This window comes from Streptomyces sp. NBC_00859, assembly GCF_045161865.1.
In the GTDB taxonomy this organism is placed as follows: domain Bacteria; phylum Actinomycetota; class Actinomycetes; order Streptomycetales; family Streptomycetaceae; genus Streptomyces.
On sequence record NZ_CP108826.1, the window covers coordinates 6,531,042 to 6,550,901 of the forward strand.

The 19,860-nt window shown below is 71.4% G+C and carries 19 protein-coding genes; 2 read left to right on the forward strand and 17 right to left on the reverse strand.

Features of this window, described 5'->3' with window-relative positions:
* Positions 1-54 precede the first annotated feature (54 nt).
* On the reverse strand, positions 55-726 hold the full coding sequence (locus OG584_RS28735) for a FadR/GntR family transcriptional regulator (protein WP_164265741.1): 672 nt from the start codon (positions 724-726) through the stop codon (positions 55-57).
* Positions 727-924: 198 nt separating this feature from the next.
* Between OG584_RS28735 and OG584_RS28740 the strand changes: the two genes are divergently transcribed.
* Positions 925-1,500, forward strand: a complete 576-nt coding sequence (locus OG584_RS28740) for a MarR family winged helix-turn-helix transcriptional regulator (protein WP_405782153.1) — start codon at positions 925-927, stop codon at positions 1,498-1,500.
* Positions 1,501-1,550: 50 nt separating this feature from the next.
* Here the strand turns inward: OG584_RS28740 and OG584_RS28745 are convergent, their stop codons facing one another.
* The 11 genes from OG584_RS28745 to OG584_RS28795 form a co-directional block, all read right to left on the reverse strand.
* The gene (locus OG584_RS28745) at positions 1,551-2,567 is read right to left on the reverse strand and encodes a Rieske 2Fe-2S domain-containing protein (protein ID WP_405782155.1); all 1,017 of its coding nucleotides are present in this window, start codon (positions 2,565-2,567) and stop codon (positions 1,551-1,553) included.
* A 1-nt stretch (position 2,568) separates the two neighbouring features.
* On the reverse strand, positions 2,569-2,793 hold the full coding sequence (locus tag OG584_RS28750) for a recombinase-like helix-turn-helix domain-containing protein (RefSeq protein WP_405782157.1): 225 nt from the start codon (positions 2,791-2,793) through the stop codon (positions 2,569-2,571).
* A gap of 98 nt (positions 2,794-2,891) precedes the next feature.
* Positions 2,892-3,839 carry a PDR/VanB family oxidoreductase gene (locus OG584_RS28755; RefSeq protein WP_405782158.1) on the reverse strand — a complete coding sequence of 316 codons (948 nt, stop codon included), beginning with the start codon at positions 3,837-3,839 and terminating at the stop codon, positions 2,892-2,894.
* Between the two features lie 10 nt (positions 3,840-3,849).
* Complete coding sequence (locus tag OG584_RS28760; protein ID WP_405782160.1) at positions 3,850-5,475, reverse strand: thiamine pyrophosphate-binding protein; 1,626 nt, start codon at positions 5,473-5,475, stop codon at positions 3,850-3,852.
* A 10-nt stretch (positions 5,476-5,485) separates the two neighbouring features.
* Positions 5,486-6,274, reverse strand: a complete 789-nt coding sequence (locus OG584_RS28765) for an SDR family oxidoreductase (protein WP_405782162.1) — start codon at positions 6,272-6,274, stop codon at positions 5,486-5,488.
* A gap of 17 nt (positions 6,275-6,291) precedes the next feature.
* Positions 6,292-7,032, reverse strand: coding sequence for an SDR family oxidoreductase (locus OG584_RS28770; RefSeq protein WP_405782164.1), 741 nt, complete (start codon positions 7,030-7,032; stop codon positions 6,292-6,294).
* Positions 7,032-7,553 (reverse strand): cupin domain-containing protein, encoded by a 522-nt coding sequence (locus tag OG584_RS28775; protein ID WP_405782166.1) that lies wholly within the window; start codon positions 7,551-7,553, stop codon positions 7,032-7,034. The genes OG584_RS28770 and OG584_RS28775 overlap by 1 nt, the downstream gene beginning before the upstream one ends.
* 40 nt (positions 7,554-7,593) lie before the next feature.
* A complete protein-coding gene (locus tag OG584_RS28780; RefSeq protein WP_405782168.1) occupies positions 7,594-8,388 on the reverse strand; it encodes an alpha/beta fold hydrolase in 795 nt (264 codons plus the stop codon).
* Positions 8,385-9,173, reverse strand: a complete 789-nt coding sequence (locus OG584_RS28785; RefSeq protein WP_405782170.1) for an aspartate dehydrogenase domain-containing protein — start codon at positions 9,171-9,173, stop codon at positions 8,385-8,387. Before OG584_RS28785 ends, OG584_RS28780 begins: the two co-directional genes overlap by 4 nt.
* Positions 9,170-10,126 carry a VOC family protein gene (locus OG584_RS28790; protein ID WP_405782171.1) on the reverse strand — a complete coding sequence of 319 codons (957 nt, stop codon included), beginning with the start codon at positions 10,124-10,126 and terminating at the stop codon, positions 9,170-9,172. Before OG584_RS28790 ends, OG584_RS28785 begins: the two co-directional genes overlap by 4 nt.
* A gap of 50 nt (positions 10,127-10,176) precedes the next feature.
* Positions 10,177-11,703, reverse strand: a complete 1,527-nt coding sequence (locus OG584_RS28795; protein ID WP_405782173.1) for an aldehyde dehydrogenase — start codon at positions 11,701-11,703, stop codon at positions 10,177-10,179.
* A 260-nt stretch (positions 11,704-11,963) separates the two neighbouring features.
* Between OG584_RS28795 and OG584_RS28800 the strand changes: the two genes are divergently transcribed.
* Entirely contained in the window at positions 11,964-13,364 is a 1,401-nt protein-coding gene (locus OG584_RS28800) for an MFS transporter (RefSeq protein ID WP_405782174.1), read from the forward strand.
* A gap of 114 nt (positions 13,365-13,478) precedes the next feature.
* On the opposite strand, the gene OG584_RS28805 is transcribed toward OG584_RS28800, so the two are convergent.
* From OG584_RS28805 to OG584_RS28825, 5 genes are all read right to left on the reverse strand, one after another.
* Positions 13,479-14,537, reverse strand: coding sequence for an LLM class flavin-dependent oxidoreductase (locus tag OG584_RS28805; RefSeq protein ID WP_405782176.1), 1,059 nt, complete (start codon positions 14,535-14,537; stop codon positions 13,479-13,481).
* A 112-nt stretch (positions 14,538-14,649) separates the two neighbouring features.
* A complete protein-coding gene (locus OG584_RS28810; RefSeq protein WP_405782177.1) occupies positions 14,650-16,257 on the reverse strand; it encodes an FAD-dependent oxidoreductase in 1,608 nt (535 codons plus the stop codon).
* 5 nt (positions 16,258-16,262) lie between these two features.
* The gene (gene glpK, locus OG584_RS28815) at positions 16,263-17,792 is read right to left on the reverse strand and encodes a glycerol kinase GlpK (RefSeq protein WP_405782178.1); all 1,530 of its coding nucleotides are present in this window, start codon (positions 17,790-17,792) and stop codon (positions 16,263-16,265) included.
* A gap of 45 nt (positions 17,793-17,837) precedes the next feature.
* Entirely contained in the window at positions 17,838-18,614 is a 777-nt protein-coding gene (locus OG584_RS28820; protein ID WP_405782180.1) for an MIP/aquaporin family protein, read from the reverse strand.
* A gap of 280 nt (positions 18,615-18,894) precedes the next feature.
* On the reverse strand, positions 18,895-19,659 hold the full coding sequence (locus OG584_RS28825) for an IclR family transcriptional regulator (protein ID WP_405782182.1): 765 nt from the start codon (positions 19,657-19,659) through the stop codon (positions 18,895-18,897).
* Positions 19,660-19,860 lie beyond the last annotated feature (201 nt).

Consider the following 19,860-nt stretch of genomic DNA (forward strand, 5'->3'; position numbering starts at 1 on the left):
CCGCTGTGCCTCCGGGACCGGGCCGCGGAGGCCCGGTCCCGCCCGGCACCGGACTCACAGCGTCGAGCGGAGCCACTGCTCGACGCTGGCGATGTGCACGGTCGCCCAGGACCGGGCCGCTTCGGCGTCCCGGTCCCTGAGTGCTGTCAGGATGGCGCGGTGCTCGTGGAGGGTACGGCTCACCGCGTCCTCCTGGGTCAACCCGCGCCACACCCGGGCGCGGGTGGTGGGCCCCGAGAGGCTGTCGAGCAGCGAGCAGAGGACCGAATTCCCCGAGCTCTGCACGATGCCCCGGTGGAACTCCAGGTCGCAGGCGACCAGCTCCTCCACGGACGGCTGCGGGCCGAGCGCGTCCAGCTGGGCGCTGAGCGTCTCCAGCTCCTCCTCGCCGATGCGGTGTGCGGCCATCGCGGTGGCGGCCGGCTCCAGGATGCGCCGGACGGCCAGGAATTCGAGCACGGTGTCGTCCCGGTGGAAGTCCACGACGAAGCTCATCGCTTCGAGCAGCAGCTGCGGGTCGAGGCTCGTGACGTACGTACCGTCGCCCTGCCGTACGTCCAGGATGCGGATCAGCGACAGCGCGCGCACCGCCTCGCGCAGCGAGTTGCGCGAGAGGCCGAGCTCCGCCGCGAGCTCGCTCTCCTTGGGCAGCCGGTCGCCGGGCCGCAGTGCGCCCGAGACGATCATTTCCTTGATCTTCTCGATGGCCTCGTCGGTCACAGCCATGGGAACCTCGCCTCAACAGACATCCGATGTATCTGCTGATTATGGCTCCTCCGCGGCCGCTCGCGCACGCGGGTCCGCGTATCCGGCCCGATCCGTCCTGACGGGCCCCGTACGCCGGTGGTCCGTGACCGATATTATTTCAGGGCTAAGGTTTCATCTTTACGTGATGTGTGAGCGGGGACAGGGAGGCTGCGGCGCATGGCCGGGAAGAAGGCGGCGGGGGCATACCGGGACGCTGTCGCGTCCATCGTGGGCGACTGGGCGAGGGAGCGGCCCGAGCTGGACACCGCACCGCTGGAGGTCCTCGCCCGACTGCACCGCACCTTCCTCCGGTACAGCGCCCGGCTCACCACCGCGATCGACCGGCACGGGCTCTCGGTGGCGGGCTTCGACGTACTGACCGCACTGCGCAGGGCCGGTGCCCCCTACCGGCTGACGGCGGGCCAGCTCGCCGACTCGGGGCTGGTCTCGTCAGCGGGGGTGACGCTGCGGATCGACCGGCTGGAGAAGGACGGTCTGATCGTCCGGGAGCGCGACGCCGACGACCGCCGCGTCGTCTACTCGCGGCTCACGGACGCGGGGCTCGCCAAGGCTGACGAGGTGTTCGCCGAGCATCTCGACAACGACCGCCGGATGCTCGGCGGACTCACCCCGGCGGAGTGCCGTCAGCTGGCACGGCTGCTCTCGCGTCTTGAACGGTCCATCACCGAGTCGGACACGGACCCCGGGCCTGCGGGCCGGGCCGGCCCGCAGGGTGTGCCCGGCGGTCAGTGAGCCGAAGCAGGGCCTGCGGGCCGGGCCGGCCCGCAGGGTGTGCCCGGCGGTCAGTGAGCCGAAGCGGGCTCCGCCGCCTGGGCTTCGGCCTCCGCCCGGTACATGCGGCGGAGCCGGACCACGCCCAGGTCGTGCTGGTAGAGGTTCTCCCGCTGGTCGGCGTCTGCGGGCATGGCCTCCAGCATCACCCGGTCCTGTTCCAGCACGGCCCAGTGGCGCTCCTCGATCAGGGTCCGGTAGAGGAAGCGCCAGCTGTCCCGCTGCCAGCCCTCGACCTTGCGGTAGCGCCAGAAGAAGACGCCCGTGCGGTTCTCGTCCACCGGGCACACCATCCCGACGATGCCGAACGGGCCACCGGGGCCCGCGGACGGCGGGTAGGGGATCGACAGGTCGACCCAGTCGACACCGGTCCGGCACAGCTCGACCCAGTCGAAGTTGACGCCGCGCTGGTCGGTCTTCTCGAAGTAGTAGCCGCGGTCCGTCTCCCGGATGCGGAACTTGGCCGTGGTGTCGCCGTCGAACATGGTGTGCGAGTCGTGGTGCAGGAACGCGCCGTGCATCGGGTCGAGCAGGTTCTCCACCGCGTACCGCCAGGGGCCGTTCCACTCCGCGTAGCAGAGGAACGAGTCGGTCTCCGGGTCGGTGAGCGGCTCCGGCAGAGTCAGCGGGGCCGGCTCCGGGTGCTCCTCGTCACCGAAGTACGCCAGCACAGCCCCGCCCACCTCGCGTACCGGCAGGCTTCTGACCAGCTTCTTGCCCTCCAGGTTGCAGCCGGGCAGCCCCGGCACGGACGAGACCGTGCCGTCGGTCTCGATTTCCAGGCCGTGGTACCAGCACGCCACCCGGTCGCCCAGGTGCTTGCCCAGCGAGAGCGGAGCTCCGCGGTGCGGGCAGCGGTCGGCGAGCATGCTGAGCGTCGAGTCGGAGCGTCGGAACAGCAGCCACTGCTCGCCCAGCACGGTGACCTTGCGCATGGCGCCCGGCGCCACGAACCGGGAGGGCACGACGGGGTGCCACTGGTTGCGCAGGCCCGTCGCGTAGATGTGGTCGGCGGTCGAAGTCGTCATGTCACGCTCCCAGTCGGTTGATCTCGGCGCGGAAGGACTCCTCGGTCCACGGCGCACCGTCGGGGGAGTGCACCTGGCGTGCGTTCAGCCCCCTTACGACGTCTGTCAGTTCATGGCCCTCGTGAGTGAAGACCTCTTCGAGCGCCGAGGCCAGCCGGTACTCGTAGGGGGTCGGCTCGTGGGTGCGTGACTGGTGCACGTCCAGGTAGGGCCAGTCGGTGGTCACAGTGCCTCCAGGGGGGCGGGGGTTCGGTGCCCGCGTTCAGAGAGTTCGAGTACTCGGAGTTCGTGTGCTCGGAGTCGGGGCGTTCGCGGATCGAGTCTTCAGAGATCGAGGACGAGACGGCCGGAGGCACAGCGCGACACGCAGATCATCATGGTCGCGTTCGACGCGTGCTCGGTGTCGCTGAGTACGAAGTCCCGGTGGTCCGGGATGCCTTCGACCACCCGCGTCTCACAGGTGCCGCAGATGCCGTCACGGCAGGAACTGCCGACGCCGATCCCCGCGGCTTCGACGGCCGCCAGGACGGACGTGCCGCCGTCGACGGTGACGGTCACGCCCGACGCGCGGCACTCGACGTCGAAGGGCGTGTCGTCGCCCGCCTGTTCCACGGCCGGTGCGGCGAACCGCTCCACGCGCAGCTGCCCGGCCGGGCAGACCGCCTCCACGGCGGCGAGCAGCGGCTCCGGCCCGCAGCAGTACACCAGCGTGTCCGGCCCCAATCCGTCGAGAGCGGCCGCCAGATCGATGTGCCCCAGCTCGTCCTGCGGATGCCGGAGTACGTTCCCGCCGCCGAGCGCCGCCAGCTCGGCGCCGAACGCCATGGACGCCCGCGTCCGGCCGCCGTGCACCAGCGTGTAAGGGACGGAGCGGCGTTCGGCCTCCCGGGCCATCGGCAGGACCGGGGTGATGCCGATGCCGCCCGCGACGAAGACGTACCGTGCCGCCGCCTCCAGGGCGAAGTGATTCCTCGGGCCGGCGGCGGTGACCCGCTGGCCCGGCCGCAGCCGGGTGTGCACATACCGTGAACCGCCGCGTGAGGCCGGCTCGTCGAGTACGCCGATGCGGTACCCGGACAGGTCGTGCGGATCGCCGCAGAGCGAGTACTGACGGGTCAGTCCGCCGACCTCCACGTCGAGATGGGCGCCGGGCTCCCAGGCCGGCAGCGGTTTGCCGTCCGGGTGCGCGAGGCCGACCGAGAGGACCCCTTCGGCCTCCAGGGTCATGGTCCGGACAAGGAGTTCGAGCCGGGGCTCGCTGGGTGCGTCCATGGTGGCCTCCCTACGCCGCGGGGATGGTGACGGGCGGGGTGAACGGGGTCTTCATCGGGCCGAGTTCGGCCAGGTCGACCTCGACGAGCACCGGCCCGCCCGACGCCACCGCGTGTTCGAGCACCGGGTGCGCGTGCCCGGCGTCGGCAATCCGGGCGTACGGGAGGCCGCAGGCGCGAGCCAGCTGCTCGAAGTCCGGCGTCGCCAGATCGACCCCGGACCGCCGCTCGCTGCGGCGGTCCTGCATATTGCGGAGCACGCCGTAGCCCCCGTCGTTGAAGACGACCAGTGTCAGGGCGGGCCGCTCCTGGGCGAGGGTGAGCAGTTCGCCGAGGTGGACCGCGAGGCCGCCGTCGCCCGCCATGACCACCGTGGGTGTGTCCGGCCGGGCGAGCGCGGCCCCGATCCCCATGCCGAGCCCCTGCCCGATGCCCCCGCCGCGCGGGAAGACATTGGACCGCGGGTCGTAGATGTCGAGCAGCCGGTTGCCCCAGCTGCTGGACGCGATGGTGACATCGCGGGCGACGACCGCCTCGCGGGGCAGCACGGCCCGCAGCGCGTCACAGACAGCGGCCTGCGGGCCGATGGAGTCGTGCAGCAGGGCCCGTACCTCGTCGCGTACGGCCGTGACCCGGGCCGGCCACTCCGGTGCGGACGGACGGGCGTGGGTCAGCAGGGACTCCAGTACGCCGGCCGCACGTCCGTGCAGCGCGTGGCGTGCCGGGTGGACCCGGCCCAGTGCGGCCGGGTCGACATCGATCTGGATGTGGGCCGGGGGGAGCGCGAGCGTGTAGTCGGCTGTCTCGTTGGACCGGAAGTGCGTACCGACGCTGAGCAGGACGTCCGCGTCGGCGAGCAGGGCACGCCCCGCGGGCGTGGTGGCGAAGTTGCCGATGACCGCCGGGTGGTCCTCCGGCACCGCTCCCCGCCCCGAGTTGGACGTCAGCAGACCCGCGCCGGTCGCGGCGATGAGCGCCGCCAGCTGCGGTCCCGCCCCGGCCGCCCCGCCTCCCGCCCAGATCAGCGGGCGCCTGGCGGACGCCAGCAGCTCGGCGGCGGAGGCGAGTTCGGCCGCGTCGGGCACCGGGCGAGGGGCCTCGGCCGGCGGCGCCCCGTCGTCCGTCTGCGCCGCGTACTGGAGATCCACCGGCCACTCGACGCTGCCGGGCCCGCCCGGAGCGGTGAGCGCGGCGCGGGCAGCCTCGCGCAGCAACCGGCCCGCGTCACCGGCCGATGTGACGGTCTCGGCGTACGCGGAGACCGCACGCAACATCGAGAGCTGGTCCTTGGTCTCATGGATGAAGCCGCGACCGCTGCCCAGGTAGGCGCTGTCGATCTGCCCGGTGACGTGCAGGACGGCTGTGCCCGAGCTGAGCGACTCGATGAGCGAACCGGCCGCGTTGCCCGCGCCGGTGCCCGTCGAGGTGAGCGCGCAGCCGATCGAGCCGCGCGCCCGGCCGTAGGCGTCGGCGGCGCTGACCGCGCTGGCCTCGTGCCGCACGGGCACGAAGCGCAGCTCCCGGTCGACGGCCTCGACCAGGGGGAGATTGTGCACGCTGACGATGCCGAACACCGTGTCGATGCCGAGTTCGCGCAGGGCGGCGACGAGGAGGTCGCCTCCGGTGGTGTAACGCATGGTGGTCCCCTCAGATGATGGAGCGGCCGACGCCGCCGCAGACGTCGATGCCGGTGCCGGTGATGTAGGAGGCACGGGGTGAGAGCAGGGCCAGCACCGCGTAGGCGACCTCCTCGGCGCGGCCCAGCCGGCCGAGCGAGACCCCGCGGTCGGCCGCCAGTTCGGCCTGCCACCGCTCGTAGGGGAGCGGGGTGCCGGACGCCTCGTGGCGCCGTGTCCACTGCCCGGTGTCGACCAGGCCCAGGCAGACCGAGTTGACCCGGATGCCGTCCGGGGCCAGCTCCTGCGACAGGGACTTGGCGAGGTTGAGGATCCCGGCGCGCGCGGCGCTGGTGGTGATGAGCCGCGGTTCGGGCTGTTTGGCGAGGACCGCGTTGATGTTGACGACGGAGGCCACCGGTGAGGCACGCAGCAGGGCGAGTCCCGCGTGCAGCGGGTTGAGGACACCGGCGAACTTCAGCTCCAGTTCGTCCCGCCAGTCCTGCGCCGTGCTCTCGGTGAAGCTCTTCATCCGGGACTGGCCCGCGTTGTTGACGAGCCCGTCCAGCGCGCCGAAGTGCTCCGCCGTGCGCTCGGTGAAGCGGCGGACCGCTCCGGCGTCCCGGACGTCGCAGACTCCGGTGAGCAGCCGGTCGCCGCCGGCGCCGAGTCCCGCGGCCGCAGCGGCGAGCCGGTCCGCGTCGCGGCCGCAGGTGGCGACGTACGCGCCTTCGTCGAGCAGGGCGCGGACCGTGGCCAGGCCGACGCCCGAGCTGCCGCCGGTGACCAGTACGGTGCGGTCGGCGAGGCCCAGATCCATATCAGTTGCTCCGAGGGTCAGTTCATGGTGAAGCCGCCGTTGACGGCGATCACCTGTCCGGTGAGGTAGCGGGACTCCGCGCCCAGCAGGAACGAGACGAGCCCCAGCAGGTCGTCGGGGCGCTGCGGGCGCGAGATGGCCCGGTTGGCGCGGTACAGCTCGTGGCGCTCGGCCGGTACGGACTCGGTGGCCTCGCCCTCGGTGATACCGGGCGCCACCGCGTTCACGGTGATGCCGCGGTCGCCGAGTTCCCGGGCCATGGCCCGGGTGAGCGCGATCACGGCGCCCTTGGATGTGACGTAGTGGGCGAGCCGTACCGAGCCGTACAGGGCGGCGTCGGAGGCGAGATGGACGATGCGCCCGCCGTCTCCGTGTGCCAGCAGCTGGGGCAGCAGGGCACGTGAGACCAGCCAGGGGGAGCGGGCGTTGACGGCCATCAGCCGGTCCCACTCCGCGACGGTGATGTCCTGGAACTCCTTGCCGCCCACGCCGTTGGCGAGCGCCGCGTTGTTGACTAGGCCGTGCAGCGGGCCCAGCTCGGCGACGGCCGAAGCGAGTGCGTCCACCGAGCCGGGATCCGCCACGTCGCACTGCACGAAGTGCGCGTCGAGCCCTTCACCGCGCAGCGAGCGGGCCGCCGTATCGCCGCGTTCCCGGTCGAGTTCGGCGACCACCGTGCGGAAACCGTCCGCGCCGGCCCGGCGGGCCATGGCCAGTCCCAGGCCACGGCCCGCGCCTGTGATGACGACGGTGCGCATCAGCCGCGGGTCACGCCGTGCATCGGCGAGTGCTCCGGGTAGGTCGGGACCTGCGGCTTCTGCGTGCCGATGACGACGCAGAACAGGGCGTCGGTGTCGCCCTCGTTCTTCAGCGAACGCGCCACGCCCGCCGGGACCACGATCATGTCGCGGTAGCCGAGTGTGCGGTACTGCGACTCGTTGTCGCCGCGGTGGATCCCGACACGCACCTTGCCCTCCAGGACGAAGAAGGCCTCCTCGACATCGTGGTGGGTGTGCTCGGGGCCCTCGGCGCCCGGCGGGAGCAGCATGTTGGAGAAGGTGAAGCCGCCGGACGGCAGGATCCGGTTGTCGCCGTCGTGGTTGCCGGTCGCGCCGGAACCGACGTAGCGGATCTGGGCGCGGCGGTACTGCTCCCCGGCCTTGGCCTGGAACGCGAGGGTGTCCCAGTCCGGCTCGCGGGAGTCCTTCGTGGCGATGAGGGCGTCGGTGTAGCGGGCGAGGTCGCCGCCGTTGTCGTACTCGGTGGTGGTGACGGGCATGACGTGCTCCTTCGGTGGGGTCGACACCCCGGCCGGTCGGTCAGCCGGGGATCCGTGCGGTGATGCGGAGGTGGGACAGGACCCAGGCGTCGAAGGCCCGGGGCTGCTCCTGGTTGGCCAGATGACCGGCGTCCTTGACGATCACGTAGGCGGATTTGTGGAGGGCCCCGGCGAGGAGCTGGCTCGCCTCGGCCCCGGTGATCCGGTCCTGGTCACCGCAGATGACGAGAGCGGGGGCTGTGATGCCGGGGAGTCCGGCACGCAGATCGGCCTTCGCCATCGCCTCCGCGGCGTAGCGGTAGCCGGGCAGCCGGACGGCGCCGGCCATGGTGTCGACGACCCGGCGCACCAGGTCCGGGGGCGCCGCGCCGGAGACGAGCCGGGGGCCGCGCTCTTCGGCGAAGGCCCGTGGCCCGGCGGCCGCGAGATCGTCGGCTCGGCGGCGCATGGCCGCCGCCTTCGCCGGATCGGCGCCCGAACCGGCGCTGGAGTCCGCGACGATCAGTGATTCGACGAGCCCGGGGTGACGGCTGGCGAGCCGCAGCGCGATGACCCCGCCCCAGGAGACGCCCAGCACATGGGCCCGGCCGCCGCGTTCCTCGATGAGCGCCGCCGCGGCGTCCGCGTAGTCGTCGAGCGTCAGCGGGCCCTGCGGGTCGGGCGACGCGGCGTAACCCGGCGCGTCCCAGGCCACCACGCGCAGATGGGCGGAGAGTTCCGCGAGCTGCGGCGCGAAAGCGGCGGACGACGAGCCGATGCCGTGCAGGCAGAGCAGCAGCGGGCCTTGCGTACCGGCCTCCCTCACGTGCGGGCCGGCCACCGGTGCGGCGGTCACAGGAGCTGCCCCGTCCGCCCGGCGACGGCGGCGATGCTGCGCAGCACCGCGTACGGCACGATCCGGCTGGTTGCCGGGTTGTCCGGGTCGGGGAGATGGGCGACCTCGAAGCGGTACGCGCCCGACGGGCCCTCGGCCTCGATCAGATGACGGGTGCGGGCTGCGCCCGGATCGGCGACCACCCGTACCCGTACCGCGTCCAGGTCCCCCACGGCGAGGGCGACCGATGCGGCCACATTGGTGGACTTGGGGAACTTCACCGGGATGTCGCGTGCGGTGCCCGACATGACCTCGACCGGTCCGGTCGCCGTCCGCAGCCGGGTCAGCAACTCCTCGTCCATCCAGGGCTGTTCCAGTGTCGAAGGCAGTTTGGTGGTGGTCAGCCGTACGTCGTGCAGTGGTCCGAGGCCGCGGGCCGCCTGCAGCAGGTCGAGGCCCCCGACGGCGCCCGACGTGAAGTACACCCGGCCGGGACCCGCGGCCAGCAGCCGCTTCGCCAGCTCCTCGTCGGTCAGGGCGCCGGTCGAGGCGATCAGCAGATCCGTCCCGGACCGCAGGACGCGCTCGGCCCACTCCCGTACGACGCCCTGGCCTGCCGCCTCCACGATCAGGTCGCAGCGCTCCAGGGCCTCGTCGAAGGTGAGCTGCGGGGCGGGGGCCCCGCCGATCGCCCGGTTGTCCACGACACAGACCAGTTCGGCGCCGTCCACGGCGCCCGCGGCGAGTGCGGTGCCCACGGTGCGGCCGATGGCGCCCCAGCCGACGAGTCCGACGCTGCGGGTCATGCCGGAACCTCCCCGGCGGCGGTGATGCCGCTGTCGGCACGGACGGCGGCGAGCGGGCCGGGGTCGGGGGTGCCCGCCATCCGGCTGCGGATCTCCGCCGACGGTGGCCCGGCCGTTCCCCAGAGGTCCGACAGCTCGGGGGTGCGCCGCCAGACCCGGGCGATCCAGGCGTCCTCGACGATCTGCGCGACCTCCGACGTGTACTCGCAGACGAGGCCCGCGGGGTCGGTGAAGTACGAGAACGTGTTGTCACCGGGGCCGTGCCGGCCGGGGCCCCACTGCGGGGCGATGCCGTGGTGGCGCAGGCGGCCCAGCCCGCGCATGAAGTGGTCGACCGAACTCATCTCGTACGCCACATGGTTGAGCGAGGCCCACTCGGCCTGGTTGAAGGCGATGCAGTGGTGGTCGGCGTTGCACCTCAGGAACGCCATCCGGCGCTCGGACCAGTCGGAGACCCGCAGGCCGAGGACGTCGCGGTAGAAGGCGACGGATGCGTCGATGTCAGTGGTGTTGAGCACGGTATGGGTGACACCCACCGGCACGGATCCGTCCCGGCCGCGCGGTGCGACCGCGTCGACCTCGGCGCTGATCTCGATCAGCCGGTGCTCCGGGTCGGTGAAGCGCAGCCCGTAGCCGCCGCCCACCTGGTCGAGCGGGCCGGGCCCGGCGGCCGGGGTGATACCGCGGGCCCGCAGCCGCCGGGCCGCTTCGTCCACCTCCGCCGGTGTCGCCACGGCGAAGGCGATCCGGCCCAGCCCCGTGCGGTCGGCGCGGGTGAGGTGCAGGACGTGGTGTTCGGTGCCGGAGCCGCGCAGCCAGCGCGACCCCGGGGCGGACTCGACACTCTCCAGGCCCCAGACCTCCTGGTAGAAGTCGGCGGTCTCGGTGAAGGCGGGCGTGAACAGTTCGACGCTGCGCAGCGACCGCAGCCGGGCGATGGGGGGTTGGGGCATGGCTGTCTCCAGGGATGCGGTGACGACTGGCCGGCCAGGTGCTGTCCGGCTCATGAGGGCCGGCCGGACAGGGGCGGCGCGGCGGCCCAGGGCAGAGGCGCGTCCGATGTGCCCCAGTACAGGGACTTCTGGCGCTGGTAGGCGCGGATGCCGTCGCGGCCCTTCTCCCGGCCCAGCCCACTGTCCTTGAGGCCGCCGAAGGGGGTGGCGGTGCTGAACTGCTTGTAGGTGTTGATCCAGACGGTGCCCGCCTCGACCCGGCGGGCGATGCGCCAGGCGGCCCGGTGGTCACGGGACCAGATCCCGCAGGCGAGGCCGTACACGGAGTCGTTGGCCCGGCGGACGAGGTCGTCCTCGTCGTCGAAGGGCAGCGCCGCGAGCACCGGGCCGAAGATCTCCTCCTGGCAGGTGCGCGAGGAGTTGTCGAGGCCGTCGAGCACGGTCGGCAGGTAGTAGGCGCCGTCCCGGTACTCCTCGCCCTGCGGCGCCGATCCGCCGCAGAGCACCCGGGCGCCCTCCGCGCGTGCGAGGTCGACCCGGGCCGCTACCGAGTCCCGGTGCCTGTGGTGCACCAGCGGGCCGACCCGGGTGTCCGGCGCGGTGCCGGGGCCGACCCGCAGGTTCCGGGTGCGCTCGACGAGTTCGCCGACGAAGGTGTCGTATATCCGGCGAGCCACGAAGAGCCGCGAACCGGCGATGCAGGACTGGCCGCTGGAGGAGAAGACGCCGAACATCACTCCGGCCAGGGCCTGTTCGATGTCGGCGTCGGCGAGCACGACCGTCGGTGACTTGCCGCCCAGTTCCAGCGAGACGGGCATGAGCTTCGCGGCCGCGGCGTGCGCGATCGTCCGTCCGGTGTCCGTACCGCCGGTGAAGCTGACCTTTCCGGTGCGCGGGTGACGCACGATGGCATCGCCGACCACACTGCCGCGCCCCGGAAGTACCGACAACAGGCCTGCAGGCAGGCCGAGTTCGGACAGGGCGCGGGTGATCAGGCGGCCCAGTGCGAGCGAGACCAGCGGGGTCCACTCGGCGGGCTTCAGCAGTACGGCGTTGCCGCCCGCGAGGGCCGGTGCGAGCTTCTGGGCGTCGCTGGCCACCGGTGAGTTCCAGGGGTTGATCGCACCGACGACGCCGATCGGTTCATAGGTGCTCATCGTGACGTAGTCACCGCGCGACGGGGTCAGCGTCTCCTCCGCGGTCTCCAGCGCGGCGGCCGTGTAACGGAAGGTGCCGGCCGCACTGGCGACCAGGGCGCGGGTCTCGGTGAGGGCCTTGCCCGTGTCGGCGGTCTGGAGTGCGGCGAGGTGCTCGGCGGCGCCCTCCGTCAGCTCGGCGATCCGGTGCAGGAGCAGAGCGCGCCGGTGGGGCAGGAGGGAGCGCCAGGCGGGTTCGGCGGCAGCGCGGGCCGCACCTTCGGCCGCCTCGTCGACCTCCGCCGCGGTCACGGCGTGCACGGTGGCGAGCACCTGGCCGGTGGCCGGGTCGACGGTCTGCGACGGGGCGCCGGCACCGCGGCGCCACACGCCGGCGACAAGCGCTTCGTCGGGTACTTCGGCAGCAGGGGACCGGAGCATGCGAGAGCCTCCTGACTGGACGGGTTTGGGTGAGGCCTTGAAATCTAAGACCTTAAGTATTCCAACGCAACCCCTCAATTCGTTGGTGATTTACCTGTGCAGGCCCTTGACGCCGTCCGGTGTGCAGGCGATACAACTTAAGCGCTAAGAAACTTTGGCCTAACGCGCTTCATAGTCCGGGTTGCGGACAACCCTGTGGGACGCCGCGTTCTTCTCGCCTCGCCCCCGCCCCTCAGCCGTGGAGTCGGAGGACCCCGCATATGACGATCGACGCTTCAGCGGACCGAGCCGTCCGGGCGGCCGTCGCCGCCCGTTTCGAACGGCTCCCGATGAGCCGCTGGCATGTCACCGTCCGGCTCATCGTGGGCGCCGTCACCTTCTTCGAGGCGTTCGACCAGCTCCTGATCGCGTACGCGATGCCCCAGCTGCGCGACGAGTGGCGGCTGACCGACTCGGCGTCCACCTGGCTGCTCACCGTCGGCTCCGTCGGGATGCTGATCGGCGCGGTGCTCTCCGGCCGGCTCGCCGACCGGATCGGCCGGGTCAAGGTCATCGCCCTCTGTGTGGCCGTGTCCAGCGTCGCCAACCTCGCCCTGGCCGCGACCACCTCGTCCGGCTCGTTCATGGCGGTGCGCTTCATCCAGGGACTGGCCATCGGCGGCGAGGTCCCGGTGGCCGCCACCTTCATCGCCGAGATCACCCGCAGCCACCGGCGCGGCAGGTTCGTCCTGCTCTACGAGCTGGTCTTCCCGGCCGGGCTCACGGTGGGCGCGCTGGTAGCCGCCTGGGTGGTGCCGCTGCTCGGCTGGCGCTGGATGTACGTGCTGGCTGCCGTGCCCGGGGTGCTGTGCGTGCTGGTCCAGCGCGCCGTACCGGAGTCCCCGCGCTGGCTCGCCGAACACGGCAGGGCCCAGGAGGCCGCCGAAGTGATGACCAGGATCGAGACCGAGGTCGAACGGGCCACCGGAAAGCCGCTGCCGCCCGTCGCCGGACCATCGCGGGACGAGGCGGCAACCGGGGCCGGGGCGGCTCAGGAGGCAGGCGCGAGCGGGCTGCGCGGACTGTTCACCGGCCGCTACCGCCGTCGCACCCTGGTGATCGGCGCACTCTGGTTCACCGGATACTTCGTCAACTACGGCATCACCTCATGGCTGCCGACGATCTACCAGAACCGCTACGGCCTCTCGCTCTCCGACGCCCTCCTCTACTCGACGGTGACCGCCTGCGCGGGCCTCGCCGGCTGCCTGGCCGCCGCGCTCACCGTGGACAGCGCCGGACGCAGGCGGGTCATCACGGTCTGCCTGTCCGGTGCCGCCGTCGTCCTGTTCGTGCTCGCGTACCTCGGTGCCAGGACACCGCTCCAGGTCCTGGTGTGGACCTCGCTCGCCGCGGTCTTCTTCTTCGGCTCCAACATCTGCCTCTATCTCTACACACCCGAACTCTTCCCGACCCGGATGCGCGCCCTCGGCAGCAGTGTGGGCGGGGCGCTGAACCGGCTCGGCGTGATCCTCGGGCCCATCGTCGTGGGCATGGTGTACGCCGGGGGACACGTCTCCCCGGTCTTCGCCGTGCTGGGAGCGGTCGCGCTGGCCGGCGCCGCGGTCGCGGTGCTCGGCGCGGAGGAGACGGCGGGGCGCCGGCTGGAGGAGGTCTCGCCCTGAACCGGCCTCAGGGGTCCTTGCGCTGTGAACGTCCGGTGGGGACGCGTGGGCTGGCGCCGTGTATCGCAGCGTTGGCGAACCACACGACCCGGGCGGGCACGGTGCGAGGACCCCTCAGTCCCAGAGAGTCGACGGTGCCTCCTTGCGCACCACCGGGGCGATCTCCTCCGCGAACCGCTGAAGCGTCTCCAGCTGCTCCCCGCGGGTGAGCCCGAAACCGTCCACGCTGATGGACTGGAGATCGTGCCGGTAGACCTCGTGGTACCCGAGGATCTTGTCGATGATCTGCTGCGGGGAGCCGATGAGCTGCGGGCCGCCCCCCATCGCGTCCTCAATGGTGCGAAAGGGCGTGTTGTATCCGGCTCTGCCCGCCAGATGCGGCTTGAAGGTCTGGGCCACCTTCGCCTCGTACAGCTCCTTGAAGCGCTCCACCGCCTGCTGCGAACTGTCGGCGATGAGCAGCCCGCCCGACCCGGCGGCGACCCGGGCGCGCGCCGGGTCGTGACCGTACTCCTCGAACTTCTCGCGGTAGTGGGCGATCAGCGCCGCGTACGCCTCACGGGGCTGGATGGCGTTGGCCGTGAAGAGCGGGTCACCGTGGCGGGCCGCCAGTTCTGGGGAGTTGAGGCTGGTCGCCGAGCCGTGCCAGATGCGCGGGAGCCCGCCGTAGGGGCGCGGGAGGGTCGTCACCCCGTGCAGGGCGGGCCGGAACTCACCTTCCCAGTCGACCTCCTCCTCGCTCCAGAGCCGGCGCAGCAGCTCGTACTTCTCCTTCTGGAGGTCCCACTGCCGCTCCTCGTCGAGCCCGAACAGGCCGAAGTGCCCCGCTTCGGCGCCCTTGCCGATCACCAGCTCGATACGGCCCCGCGACAGCTGGTCGAGGGTGGCGTAGTCCTCGGCGACCCGGACCGGGTCGAGGATCGCCACCACGGTCACTCCGGTCAGCAGCCTGATCCTGGAGGTACGGGCGGCGAGAGCGCCCAGCACCACGGTCGGGCTCGACGACAGAAAGGGGCCGGCGTGCCGCTCGCCGACCGCGTAGCCGTCGAAGCCGAGCTGCTCGGCCGCCACGCCGACGTCGACGACCTCGGCCAACCGGTCTGCGGCAGAAGGGAGTTCACCGGTCAGCGGGTGCGGTGCGTGGCTGATGAGGGAGAGCACTTGAAACTTCATGGTGCCACTCTGGGCGCCGGATATTGCGGCGCTGTGGCAGCCGTGTGGCACGAGCGAGGGGCGGCCCCGCAGGACCGCCCCCCACCTTTGCGGCGCCGTCGGCGCGCGGCCGTTACTTCTTGCCGAGTATGTCCTCGACCTTCGTCCGGATCTCGTCCGTGGCCAGGCCCCTGATGGTCAGCGTCGTACGGCGGCGCAGCACGTCGTCCGCCGTCTCGGCCCACTCGTGGTCGCGCGCGTAGACCACCTGCGCCCAGATCTCCGGGGCGTCCGGGTGGACACGCTCGGCCAGCGCCGGGTCCTCGTTCGCGAGCCGCGCGATGTCGAAGGAGAGCGAGCCGTAGTGCGTGGCCAGATGGCGGGCCGAATCCGCCGCCATGCCCGGCCCCGGTACGGCGCCGTCCACCATCAGGCGGTGCGCGACCGCGTGCGGGTTGGCGATGCCGGGCAGCGGCTGCTTCTTCGGCAGGTGCGAGATCGGCTCCATGTCATCGCCGAGGGGGTGGCCGGGCAGCGCGGCCAGCTTGTTCATGACCGTACGGCCGATGTGCCGGAAGGTCGTCCACTTGCCGCCCGCCACCGAGAGCATCCCGCCGCGCCCCTCGGTGACGACCGTCTCGCGCTTGGCCTTCGACGTGTCGCCGGGGCCGCCGGGCAACACCCGAAGCCCGGCGAAGGAGTACGTGATCAGATCGCGCGAGAGCTGCTGGTCCCGTACGGAGAACGCGGCCTCGTCCAGGATCTGGGCGGTGTCCTTCTCGGTGACCGAGACGTCGGCGGGGTCGCCCTCGTACTCCTCGTCGGTGGTTCCCAGCAGCAGCTGGTCCTCCCAGGGGAGGGCGAAGGTGATCCGGTACTTGTCGATCGGCGTCGCCAGCGCGGCGCGCCAGGGCGACGTGCGCTTGAGCACCAGGTGCGCGCCCTTGGACAGCCGGATGGAGGGCGCCGCGTTCGGGTCCTCCAGCTTGCGCAGGTGGTCGACCCACGGGCCGGTGGCGTTCAGCACGAGCCGGGCGCTGACGCCGAACTCGCTGCCGTCGAGACGGTCCTTGAGCTCCGCGCCCGTCACCCGCCCCTCGGTGAAGCGCAGCCCGGTGACCTCCGCGTGGTTGAGCACGGTGGCGCCGGACTCGACGGCGGCGCGCACGGTCATCAGGGCCATGCGGGAGTCGTTCATCTGGTCGTCGCCGTAGACCGCGACGGCCTTGAGGTTGTCGGTCCGCAGCTCGGGCACATCGCGCTGCGCCTTCGCCGGGGAGATGACATGGCCGACACCGTCGCCGAACGCGGAGAGCGCGGAGTAGGCGAAGACGCCCGCACCGAGCTTGGCCGCGCCGTGCGGGCCGCCCTTGTACACCGGCAGATAGAACGTCAGCGGATTGGCCAGGTGCGGGGCCACGTCACGCGATACGGCGCGGCGCTCGAAGTGGTTCTCCGCGACCAGCTTCACGGCCCCCGTCTGGAGGTAGCGGAGGCCGCCGTGCAGGAGCTTGGAGGAAGCGGACGATGTGGCGCCGGCGAAGTCGCCGGCGTCCACCAGGGCCACCCGCAGCCCGGACTGCGCGGCGTGCCAGGCGGTGGAGATGCCCAGAATTCCGCCGCCGATCACCAGGAGGTCGTACGTCGCCTTGGAAAGCTGCTCCCGAGTCTCGGCGCGGCTCGGAAGGGAGCCGGAGGCCGGGTGCGTCCCGAGGGCCGGGACGCTCTGCAGGGTGGTCATATTGGTTACTCCTCGTCTTCGAGCCAGCCCATGGTCCGCTGTACGGCCTTGAGCCAGTTCTTGTACTCGCGGTCACGGACGGCCGCGTCCATCCGGGGTGTCCACTCGGCGGCCCTGCGCCAGTTGGCGCGCAGTGCGTCGGTGTCCGGCCAGAAGCCGACGGCGAGACCGGCGGCGTAGGCAGCGCCGAGGCAGGTCGTCTCGGCCACCATCGGGCGCACCACGGGTGCGTCCAGGAAGTCGGAGAGCGTCTGCATCAGCAGGTTGTTGGAGGTCATACCGCCGTCGACCTTGAGCGAGGTCAGCTCGACGCCGGAGTCCTTGGTCATGGCGTCGCTGATCTCACGCGTCTGCCATGCGGTGGCCTCGAGGACGGCACGGGCGATGTGCGCCTTGGTGACGTAGCGGGTCAGACCGGCGATCACGCCACGCGCGTCGGGGCGCCAGTACGGGGCGAACAGGCCGGAGAAGGCCGGTACGAAGTACGCGCCGCCGTTGTCGTCGACCGAGGAGGCCAGGGTCTCCACCTCGGCGGCACTCTTGATCATGCCCATCTGGTCGCGGAGCCACTGGACGAGCGAGCCGGTGACGGCGATCGACCCTTCGAGCGCGTACACCGGCTTCTGGTCGCCGATCTGGTAGCCGACGGTCGTCAGCAGGCCGTTGTACGAGTTGACGGGCGTGTCACCGGTGTTCATCAGCATGAAGGTGCCGGTGCCGTACGTCGACTTGGCCTCGCCCTCGGCGAAACAGGTCTGGCCGAACAGGGCCGCCTGCTGGTCGCCGAGCGCGGAGGCGACGGGCACGCCGGCCAGTACGCCGGAGGCTGCCGTCCCGTACACCTCGGCGGACGAGCGGATCTCGGGCAGCACGGCCGCCGGGATCTCGATCGAGGCGAGGATCTTCGGGTCCCACTTCATCGTGTGCAGGTTCATCAGCAGCGTGCGGGAGGCGTTGGTGACGTCCGTGACGTGGACGCCGCCGTTCACCCCGCCCGTCAGGTTCCAGATGACCCAGGAGTCCATGGTGCCGAAGAGGATGTCGCCGGCCTCGGCGCGCTCGCGCAGCCCCTCGACGTTGTCCAGCAGCCAGCGGATCTTCGGCCCGGCGAAGTACGAGGCCAGCGGCAGCCCCGTCTCGCGGCGGAAGCGGTCCTGGCCCACGTTGCGGCCGAGCTCGCGGCAGACCGCGTCGGTGCGGGTGTCCTGCCAGACGATGGCGTTGTGGACGGGCTCACCGGTGTTCTTGTCCCAGAGCAGCGTGGTCTCGCGCTGGTTGGTGATGCCGATGGCCTTCACGTCGTCCGAGGTGATGCCGGCCTTCTCGACCGCGCTCGCCACGACTTCCTGGACGTTGGTCCAGATCTCCGTGGCGTCGTGCTCGACCCAGCCCGGCTTGGGGAAGATCTGCTCGTGCTCCTTCTGGTCGACGGCGACGATCCGTCCGTCCCGGTCGAAGACGATGCAGCGGCTGGAGGTGGTGCCCTGGTCGATGGCCGCGATGAACGGCCCAGTGGTGTGAGCGTCAGTGGTCACGGTGTGCTCCGGAAGTCTGAGGGGTGGTCGTCGGTTGCCGTGGGCTCACGCGAAGGCGAGGTTGTAGAGACCGCCTGCGAGAGCCCCGCCTATGAGCGGTCCTGCCACGGGTATCCACGCGTAGCTCCAGTCCGAGCTGCCCTTGTGGGGGAGGCGCAGCAGGGAGTGGACGATACGCGGCCCGAGGTCGCGGACCGGGTTGATGGCGTAACCGGTCGGGCCGCCGAGCGACAGCCCGATGGAGACGACGACCAGCGCGGTGATCAGCGCGCCGAGTGTGCTCAGGCCCTTGCCGTCGGCGCTCAGCCCCTGGGTCAGGATCGCCAGGACGAGGACCATGGTGCCGATGATCTCGGTGGCCAGGTTCTGTACGACGTTGCGGATCTCGGGCGCGGTGAAGAAGACGCCGCCCACCGGGCCGGGTCCGGGCTCACCCTTCTCGGGGCCCTTGTCGAGGGCCGCGATCTCCGGGTCCCTGAGGTGGGCCTGGAAGTGGCCGTAGTAGGCCACCCAGACGAGCGCCGCGCCGATCATGGCGCCGAACAGCTGCGAGCCCAGATACAGGGGCACGTCGCTCCAGGCGGTGTCGCCCTTGATGGCCAGGCCTATGGTCACCGCCGGGTTCAGGTGCGCGCCGGACACGCCGGTGGAGATGTAGGCGGCGGTCAGTACGGCGAAGCCCCAGCCGAACGTGACGGCCAGCCAGCCCGCGTCCTTGGCCTTGGAGCGCTTGAGGGTTACGGCGGCGCACACACCGGCGCCGAGCAGTACGAGTACGGCGGTCCCGATGGTCTCGCCGATGAAGATGTCGGAGCTGGACACCCGCGACTCCTTTGTCCTTCGTCCAGGGGAAGCCGGACACCGGTTTCCTCCGGTCGTCCGCGCCCTCAGGTGAGGGCGTTGCGGCCCTTGGCACCGTCACACCCTAACGCGTATTTCCGTTAAGTGTTCGACAATGCCGACCGATGAACGGCAGTTTTGTCCTGCGGTCGGTAAAGGTCAAGGGGCTGTGACGTGAAACTCGATCGGCGTTCCGGCCGCAGCCGGGAAGAGGCCCCGTAACGAGGCCGGAACGGGGCCGCGAAGGTCCCGTGGACGGGCCTCAGAAACGCCCGGCACCCAGGTCGCGCGAGACGGAGCGGGCGCAGTCGCGCACCGCGGCCACCAGCTCCGGGCGCAGCTCCCCGTCCACGCAGACCCGCTCGACCGCGCCGGTCACCGCGATGGCGCCCAGCGGCATCCTGCGCCGGTCGTGGATGGGGGCGGCCACCGAGGCCACGCCCTCCCAGGTCTCCTCGATGTCCGATCCCCAGCCGCGCGCCCTGGTGAGGTCGAGCGACGACTCGAACTGCTCCAGGTCGCTGACCGTGCGGGTGGTGAGACTCCGGCGCTCGCTCTCCAGTGCCTCGCTGTGCGCCACCGGGTCGTAGGCGGAGAGCACCTTGCCGAGCGCGCTGGAATGCAGCGGCTGCATGGCTCCGACCTCCAGCACCTGCCGGCTGTCGTCGGGGCGGAACACATGGTGGACGATCAGTACGCCCCGCTGGTGCAGGACGCCCAGATACACGCTCTCGCCGCTGGAGCGGGCCAGGTCGTCCGTCCAGACGAGGGCCCGCGCCCGCAGCTCGTGCACATCCAGATAGCTGTTGCCCAGGCGCAGCAGCTCGGCGCCCAGCTGATAGCGCCCGGACGCCGGGTCCTGCTCCACGAAGCCCTCCTGCTGGAGGGTGCGCAGGATGCCGTGGGCGGTGCCTTTGGCGAGGTCGAGGGAGGAGGCGATGTCGGACAGGCCGAGCCGCCGCTCGCCCCCGGCCAGCAGCCTCAGCATCGCAGCCGCCCGCTCCAGGGACTGAATGTTCTTCGCCATCGCTGGGCCACCCTCCACACTGTTCGGCAATGCTGAACACTATCGGTCCATGCCGACTCAGTGTCACCCGGAGTGCGGCCGGACGGTACCCGGCCTCCCCTGCGGTCCCGTGGCGCGACGGCGTCCGTCCGGTGGAACGCGATCCCCGTTCTGCGCCTCCACCGTTACTCTGGCCTGGTGCGTCATCCTGCCGGAAGGCGC

Coding starts and splice junctions, on each gene's coding strand:
- OG584_RS28770 (WP_405782164.1), bottom strand. CDS start 7,032: ATGCGCACCGTCGTCATCACAGGCGCGGGCCGTGGCCTGGGACTGGCC.
- OG584_RS28740 (WP_405782153.1), top strand. CDS start 925: ATGGCCGGGAAGAAGGCGGCGGGGGCATACCGGGACGCTGTCGCGTCC.
- OG584_RS28805 (WP_405782176.1), bottom strand. CDS start 14,537: ATGAAGTTTCAAGTGCTCTCCCTCATCAGCCACGCACCGCACCCGCTG.
- OG584_RS28735 (WP_164265741.1), bottom strand. CDS start 726: ATGGCTGTGACCGACGAGGCCATCGAGAAGATCAAGGAAATGATCGTC.
- OG584_RS28755 (WP_405782158.1), bottom strand. CDS start 3,839: ATGGACGCACCCAGCGAGCCCCGGCTCGAACTCCTTGTCCGGACCATG.
- OG584_RS28795 (WP_405782173.1), bottom strand. CDS start 11,703: ATGCTCCGGTCCCCTGCTGCCGAAGTACCCGACGAAGCGCTTGTCGCC.
- OG584_RS28785 (WP_405782170.1), bottom strand. CDS start 9,173: ATGACCCGCAGCGTCGGACTCGTCGGCTGGGGCGCCATCGGCCGCACC.
- OG584_RS28760 (WP_405782160.1), bottom strand. CDS start 5,475: ATGCGTTACACCACCGGAGGCGACCTCCTCGTCGCCGCCCTGCGCGAA.
- OG584_RS28745 (WP_405782155.1), bottom strand. CDS start 2,567: ATGACGACTTCGACCGCCGACCACATCTACGCGACGGGCCTGCGCAAC.
- OG584_RS28810 (WP_405782177.1), bottom strand. CDS start 16,257: ATGACCACCCTGCAGAGCGTCCCGGCCCTCGGGACGCACCCGGCCTCC.
- OG584_RS28800 (WP_405782174.1), top strand. CDS start 11,964: ATGACGATCGACGCTTCAGCGGACCGAGCCGTCCGGGCGGCCGTCGCC.
- OG584_RS28790 (WP_405782171.1), bottom strand. CDS start 10,126: ATGCCCCAACCCCCCATCGCCCGGCTGCGGTCGCTGCGCAGCGTCGAA.
- OG584_RS28825 (WP_405782182.1), bottom strand. CDS start 19,659: ATGGCGAAGAACATTCAGTCCCTGGAGCGGGCGGCTGCGATGCTGAGG.
- OG584_RS28775 (WP_405782166.1), bottom strand. CDS start 7,553: ATGCCCGTCACCACCACCGAGTACGACAACGGCGGCGACCTCGCCCGC.
- OG584_RS28765 (WP_405782162.1), bottom strand. CDS start 6,274: ATGGATCTGGGCCTCGCCGACCGCACCGTACTGGTCACCGGCGGCAGC.